The 6,496-nt window shown below is 71.6% G+C and carries 6 protein-coding genes; 5 read left to right on the plus strand and 1 reads right to left on the minus strand.

The window, feature by feature from the left end; all coding sequences use genetic code 11:
- A partial coding sequence (locus tag AC08OU_RS19280) for an ATP-dependent Clp protease proteolytic subunit (protein WP_476605468.1) occupies window positions 1-331 on the plus strand: 331 nt, incomplete at its 5' end.
- Here AC08OU_RS19280 and AC08OU_RS19285 read toward each other — a convergent pair.
- Window positions 311-1,069, minus strand: coding sequence for a helix-turn-helix domain-containing protein (locus AC08OU_RS19285; RefSeq protein WP_476605469.1), 759 nt, complete (start codon window positions 1,067-1,069; stop codon window positions 311-313). The two genes, AC08OU_RS19280 and AC08OU_RS19285, sit on opposite strands and share 21 nt — an antisense overlap.
- Before the next feature lie 474 nt (window positions 1,070-1,543).
- Between AC08OU_RS19285 and AC08OU_RS19290 the strand changes: the two genes are divergently transcribed.
- From AC08OU_RS19290 to AC08OU_RS19305, 4 genes are all read left to right on the plus strand, one after another.
- Entirely contained in the window at window positions 1,544-2,506 is a 963-nt protein-coding gene (locus tag AC08OU_RS19290; RefSeq protein ID WP_476605470.1) for a hypothetical protein, read from the plus strand.
- A 182-nt stretch (window positions 2,507-2,688) separates the two neighbouring features.
- Complete coding sequence (locus AC08OU_RS19295; RefSeq protein ID WP_476605471.1) at window positions 2,689-4,065, plus strand: 4-hydroxyphenylacetate 3-hydroxylase family protein; 1,377 nt, start codon at window positions 2,689-2,691, stop codon at window positions 4,063-4,065.
- Between the two features lie 192 nt (window positions 4,066-4,257).
- Window positions 4,258-5,172 (plus strand): response regulator transcription factor, encoded by a 915-nt coding sequence (locus tag AC08OU_RS19300; protein ID WP_476601421.1) that lies wholly within the window; start codon window positions 4,258-4,260, stop codon window positions 5,170-5,172.
- A gap of 471 nt (window positions 5,173-5,643) precedes the next feature.
- A partial coding sequence (locus AC08OU_RS19305) for a helix-turn-helix transcriptional regulator (protein WP_476605472.1) occupies window positions 5,644-6,496 on the plus strand: 853 nt, incomplete at its 3' end.

Genomic DNA, 6,496 nt, shown 5'->3' on the forward strand with positions numbered 1-6,496 from the left:
GGTGGCGTCGGCGGCGGCGGTGCTGCTGGCGGCGGGCACGCCGGGGAAGCGGTTCGCGCTGGCCAACAGCCGGATCCTCATCCACCAGCCGTCGGCGCAGGGCGAGGGCCAGTCGAGCGACATCGAGATCCAGGCGCGGGAGATCCTGCGCGTACGGGCGCTGCAGGAGACGATGCTTGCCCGCCACACCGGTCGCACCGAGGCGGAGGTCCGTCGCGACACTGAACGCGACAAGATCTTCAGTGCCGATGAGGCCGAGGAGTACGGCCTCATCGACGAGGTCATCATGAGCCGTAAGGCCGCCCGGCTTCTATCGGCACGCAGCGCCTGACCGGGCGCGATCCGGCGGTCCGGCGGTCGGCCGCTCCGGCCGGCTGGCCGGCCACACGTCGACTGGCCACAGGCCGACCTGTCGACGAGCGTGCCGGCGGCCGCCTTCCGGCCGAACATGCCGCGGCCGGAAGGCGGCTGCGGGCCGGGACCATCTGCCCGGCCCCCCCGATCTCCCCGATCCCCGCGGCCCGGGAGCGACGGCGGCTCGCCGCGGGCCGGGCACCACCACCCGGCCGGTAGGGACGGCGGCCCGGAAGCTCGGCGAGAGTCCCAGGTTCGGCGACACGCCGAAGGGCAATGCCGCGCCGACCGTTGCGCCGATACCGGTTGTTTCGATGCCAGCCGAGCCTGTGATGCCGACGGTGGCCGTGGTGCCGCTGGCGGCGTGCAGGTCAGCGGAGAGGACGCGGGCCGTGATCGGTAGTGTCGCCTGCCCGTGGACGGCGGACAGCGACCCGGGCGATGCTACGGGGGTGACCTCGGGTTCGAGCCGGGCGAGCTCCAGACGCACCTCGTCCAGCAGATCGGACAGCCGGATGTGCAGCGCCCGGCAGACCGCGGCGAGGATCTCCGAAGACGCCTCCTTCAGGCCGCGTTCGATCTCCGAGAGGTAGGGCATCGACACCCGCGCCGCGTCCGCCACGTCCCGCAGGGTGCGGCCCTGAGCGAGGCGACGCCGACGCAGCGCCTGCCCGACCAGCCGGCGCAGCAACGGCATCTCGGCATCATCGGTCATCGCCATCAGGAACCTCCGGGGGGACTGGTGCCTTGAGGGGTCAGGGGAATCGGAGGGGCGCTCGCGTCCTGATAGCTACACGCGTCCCGGATACTGATCACGTGGGTGGGAAGGCGACCGCTGCCGCAGCCACCCCCCGGGTAAGTCGATGGAGAACTCAGGCACCGAGCGTATCCGCTGCGCCCTCGCCGGAACCGCAAGTACCGCACCCGGCATTCCGCCCGCACCTTCGCCGCGAAGTTGCCGGCGGCGGACGAACCGTGCGGCGCCGATGCATACGGCGACAACGTGTGAGGCGACGGACGCCGGAAGTGGCACGAAGATGCACCGAAGGTCGGTATTTCCACATCATCCGCGCACTTAGCGTTGTTTCCGTCGTGATTCATCCTGGCCGTCCGGTCTCCGGAACGGTCGTCGCGGTGGCCCGCTTAGCCGGGGCCGCCAGGGACAGGAGATCCGTGGAGGCTCCCACACATGCCCCGTGCCGTTGCCACTCCGATGGCCGTACCCATGTCCCTGTCCTCGGCCGCGCCGGTGCCGATGGCGGTCCTCGGCACCCGTCCCCACGCCCACCTCGAGCCGCCCGGCGCATCCCCGCGAGCGACGGCGTCCGGGTCGTTTCCCCCTGCTCCGGCCGTCGACATGACCGGAGACGACCGCGTAGCCTTGTGGCAGCAGCGCCTGCTCGAGGCGGAGTCGGGGATGACGACGTTCCTGCTGGAACACCACGCCGATCTGCGTCTACTCGACTGGCTGCATACCCAGGCCGAGATCTTCGCCGACTTCCCGACGCCTGACGATCGTGATCCGACGGCCTGGCAGCGGGTGTTCTTCCGCGCGCAGGCACTGATCGAACGGTTCATCGTGTCGCGCTGGGGCGAGGCGGAGCTCGTCGACTGGGCGAGGGCCAACGCCTCGGTCTTCGGCAAGGTGGAGCCCGAGCCGACCGGCCGGCCCGCCGACGTCGTCCACCGGCTCGCGCGCCAGGCGGATCTCTACTCCTCCCGTTACGCGGTCGACACCGACGAGCCCACGCGGGCGGCCCTGATCATCTCGCACTGTGGCATCTGGGACTACCGCGAGCAGGCCCGCGCCCGGGGCGTGCCCCTCACCCTGGCTTCCCCCTGTTCGTTCTGCACCACTGCCCTCTCGGCGAACATCCGGGCCAAGGGATACGAACCGGCCTTCCGCCTGCTGCATGACGACCCCTCGGTCCCGTCAGCCGGCGTGGCCGTGCCCGCTCCGGCCGGCCAGCCGGCCGTCGTGGCCGGGTCGGTCGCCGGACCGGGGCAGGTCGACCGTGGCTGCGTCTGGACCGCCACTGATGCCACTGATGCCACCGACGCCACCGACGCCACCGACGCCACCGACGCCACCGACGCCACCGACGCCACCGACGCCACCGATATTGTCCACAGAGCGGAGATCAGGCCATGACCCTCGTGACCGACAGCGGTCGTCCCGGCGCCGTCGACGATCCCGGCCGACCCGCCGGTGACCACCCTGCCGGTGCGACGGCCGAGCCCCCGGTCGACCCGCCGCTGGGAATCCCGCCGCCTGCCGCGCAGGGGCTGATGACCGGGGAGCGGTACCGGGCGAGCCTCAACGACGGCCGCGAGGTGTGGCTCGACGGGGAGAAGGTCGCGAACGTGGCGGCGCATCCGGCCTTCCGGGGCGCCGTCGACGAGCTGGCCCGGCTGTTCGACCTGCAGCACGAGCCGGATCTGCGCGACGTGCTCACCGTCCACGAACCCGAGGCGGGGACCCGCGTCGGCTGGTCCTACCAGCTGCCGCGCACGCTGGACGATCTGCGGGCCCGGCGGCGCAGCACGGCCGTGTGGATGCGCGAGTCCTGGGGTCAGCACGGCCGGTCGCCGTCGTTCATGGCGAACGTGGCGGTGGGCCTGCTCGACTTCCGGGACCATCTGGAGCGCAACCAAGCCGGCTTCGGTGCCAACGCGGTGGCCTTCTACCGGCACTGTGCGGCCAATGACCTGGTCCTCGGCCACGCTCTGGGTGACCCGCAGATCGACCGGACCACCAGCCCCGTGGACGATCCCGATCTCGCGCTGCGCATCATCGCCGAGCGGGACGACGGCGTCGTCGTCCGGGGCGCCAAGCAGCTCACGACGCTGGCCCCACTGGCCCACGAGGTGCTCGTGTACCTCTCGGCGAGCTTCGCGCAGCGCGAGGCCGAGCAGTTCGTGATCTGGTTCGGCCTGCCGCTGGCCACCCCAGGTGTGAAGATTCTCTGTCGGGAGCCGCTGGGGGCCCGGCCGTACGGGCACGCCCACACGCTCGCGTCCCGGTTCGACGAGCAGGACGCCATGCTGTTCTTCGACGACGTGCTGGTTCCGTGGGACCGGGTGTTCCTGCTGCGCGACGGCAACCTCGCCCGGGTCGGACTCGGGCGGATCAACGCCTGGAGCGCGGCCGCCGGCCACATCCGCTACCAGGAACGGCTGCGGACCCTGCTCGCCGTCGGCACGCTGCTCGCTGACGCGATCGGAGCCTCGGGGCTGCGTCACGTCCAGGAGGACCTCGGGGAGTTGGCGAGCTACGTTGACCTCGTCGGGTACTTCCTCGACGCGGGGGAGGCCCGGGTCGAGACGACGGACGGCGGCCTGCTCGCGCCGGGTAACACCGACGCGAGCCGCGTGTGGTCGGCGCAGGTCGCCGGCCGGGCAGTGGAGATCGTGCGGCGGATCGGCTCGTCGGGTGTCCTCATGCAGCCCAGCGAGCGTGACCTCGCCGCCGCTGACCTGCGGCCCTACCTCGACCGGTACATGCGGGGCGCGAACCTCCCGGTCGAGGAGAAGTCGCGGCTGTTCCGGCTGGCCTGGGAGCTCACGGCGGACAGCTTCGGGCAGCGTCAGGATCTCTACGAGTTCGTCCACCGCGGGGACATCACCCGCAACCGGATCAACCTGCTCCGCCGGGACGACCTGGGACCTGTCACCGACCAGATCCGGGAGCTGATCACCCGTCCGCTCTGAGGCCTGACGACCGGGGCTGTCGGGCCGGACGGAGGGGCCCGGGGACGGCGTGCGCGGAGGGTGTTAGCGATACCACTGCCTACCTGGTTGAGCTATCCGAAGGTGCCTACGGTCGGGTCAGCCCCCTGCACGCGGGACGGCGGGGTGATACCGCCGTCCCGCGTTCGCTCCTCGTGGTAAGGACCCGGAGTCATGACGATCGGAGCCGCCCCGCCCCCTCCCGTCCGCGCCGAGGTCTCCGGGTACTCCGGGTACTCCGGGGGTCCGCCGCGGGTCAGGGTTCCGGCCTGTCCCGGGGTTCCCGTTCGCGCCGAGGCGTCCGCGCAGCCCGAGTGTCCCGCGTACGCCAAGGATCTCACGCCCACAGAGATCGACGGCGGTGTGTCGGTGTTCCTGCTGCACGCCCATCCGGTGACCGGGGTTGGGCTGCACCTGCTGCTCTCGACGATCTGCCGGCTCGACGTCGTCGGCCGCAGCCACCGGCTGGATGCCGCGCTGCCGCAGATCCGCCGCTCGCGTCCCCGGGTGCTGCTGCTCGGGCTCGCGGGGGACCTCGCGACCGACCTCGCGGCGGTGCGCCGGCTGCGCGCGGAGGCCGACCGGATCCCCATCACGCGCGTTCTGCTGTTGCGGCCGCTGGCCACCTGCGCCGAACTGACCCAGATCCTCACCACCGGGGCGTCGGGGGCGGTGCTGCCGGACACTCCGCCTGCCGACCTCGCCCACGCGGTCACCATCGCCGCGCTCGGCGGCGTGGTCTTCCTGCCCGCGCCGCCGTCGACGGGGGTGCCGGGGCCGCCGGTCCAGGCCGAACTGCCACCGCAGGCCCTCGGGCTGACCTCCCGGGAACGCGCGGTGCTCGGCCAGCTCGCCCGCGGCCTGTCGAACGCGGAGATCGCTTGCGAGCTCGCCCTGGCCGAGGCAACGGTCAAGCGGTACCTCACCGGTGCGATGCGCAAGATCGGCCAGCCGGACCGGCTGCGCGCCGGCCTCTACGCCTATCGGCACGGACTGCTGGACGGTCCGCATGCGGGCTGGACGGGCCGTGGGCGCGGATCCGGCCGCGGATCGGCGCTGGACCGAGCGCCGGACCGGGTAATCGAATGATCGGGGTGGCCGCGGGCGCCATGGAGGGATGAACACGTTCCGCGAGTCGGTGTTTTCGATGGTCCGGATTCCAGTCGATCATCACAGGTCTATTACTTGCGGTTATCGATAGGTTGCTTCGGGTATCGAAATTTGTGCCGACGTTGTTTGATCATGTAAGTGACACGATCTCTCCGGGTAAGCGCCGGACATGGCCGCCGGGCGATGCCACCATGGGACTGTGTCTTCTTGCGTTGGACGGTCCGCTCGGCCGTTTCGGCCTGCGCTGATCCGGCGGCGGTGGCTGGATTTCAGCCATCACATGGGTGACTGCTGTTAGGCGTTGTTGGCGACTGAGGATAGTAGCAGTCCTGCTGACCGCGTGTCCCTGCGTCGATGCTGTCCCGCCCGCCGGATGTGCCGGATGTGCCGGATGTGCCGGATGTGCCGGATCGGCGGTGTCGACAAGGCCGCCCGATCCGACTGGAACCGATGAGCGACGACGCCCGCCAGCGTGAGCTTGGATTCTTTCTTCGTGCCCACCGTGAGCGCCTGCGACCCGAGGACGTCGGGTTGCCCGCCACACCTCGCCGCCGCACCCCGGGGCTGCGCCGGGAGGAGGTCGCCGCCCTCTCCGGCCTCGGCCTCGCCTGGTACACCTGGCTGGAACAAGGCCGGGTCGCCGCGTCCCGGCAGGTCCTCGAGGCCGTCGCTCGGGCCCTGCGGCTCGACGACGACGGTCGTCGCCACGCCCTGGCGCTCGCCGGCCTGCACACGCCGCCGGCGGACCGCCACCACACCCTCGTCAAGGTGCTGCGTTCGGTGCTGGACAACTGGCCGAACTGTCCGGCGTTGCTACTCGACCGGCGCTTCGACGTCACCGCCTGGAACGACGCCTACACCGTCCTGTGGGGGGATCCCGCCGACGTGCCCGAGCCCCAGCGCAACCTGCTGTGGATGCTGGTGGCGCAGCCCCGGACCCGGGACGGGATGGGCGGGTCCGAGGACGTGGCCAAGGACTTGCTCGCCCAGTTCCGCGCCCAGCTCGGTCATCATCCCGACGACCAGCGCGGCCGTGCCGTGCTGGAGCTGCTCGAACAGGCGCGCCCCGAGCTGCGTGCCTGGTGGCAGTGCCGGTCCGTGCGCGTGTTCACGGGCCGCACGGTCAGCGCGGCCACGCCGCTCGGTGACATCTCGCTGATGCTGTCGGTGCTGCGACCGGGTGACGACCCGGAGTCCACCGTCTGGCTCCAGACGCCCGCGACGCCCGCGGACCGGGAGCTGCTCGCCCAGCTGGCGGCCGAGACGCCGGGCGAGACGCCGGGCGAGGCGCGGCGCCCGGGCC

This window comes from Frankia sp. CcMO1, from assembly GCF_977945845.1.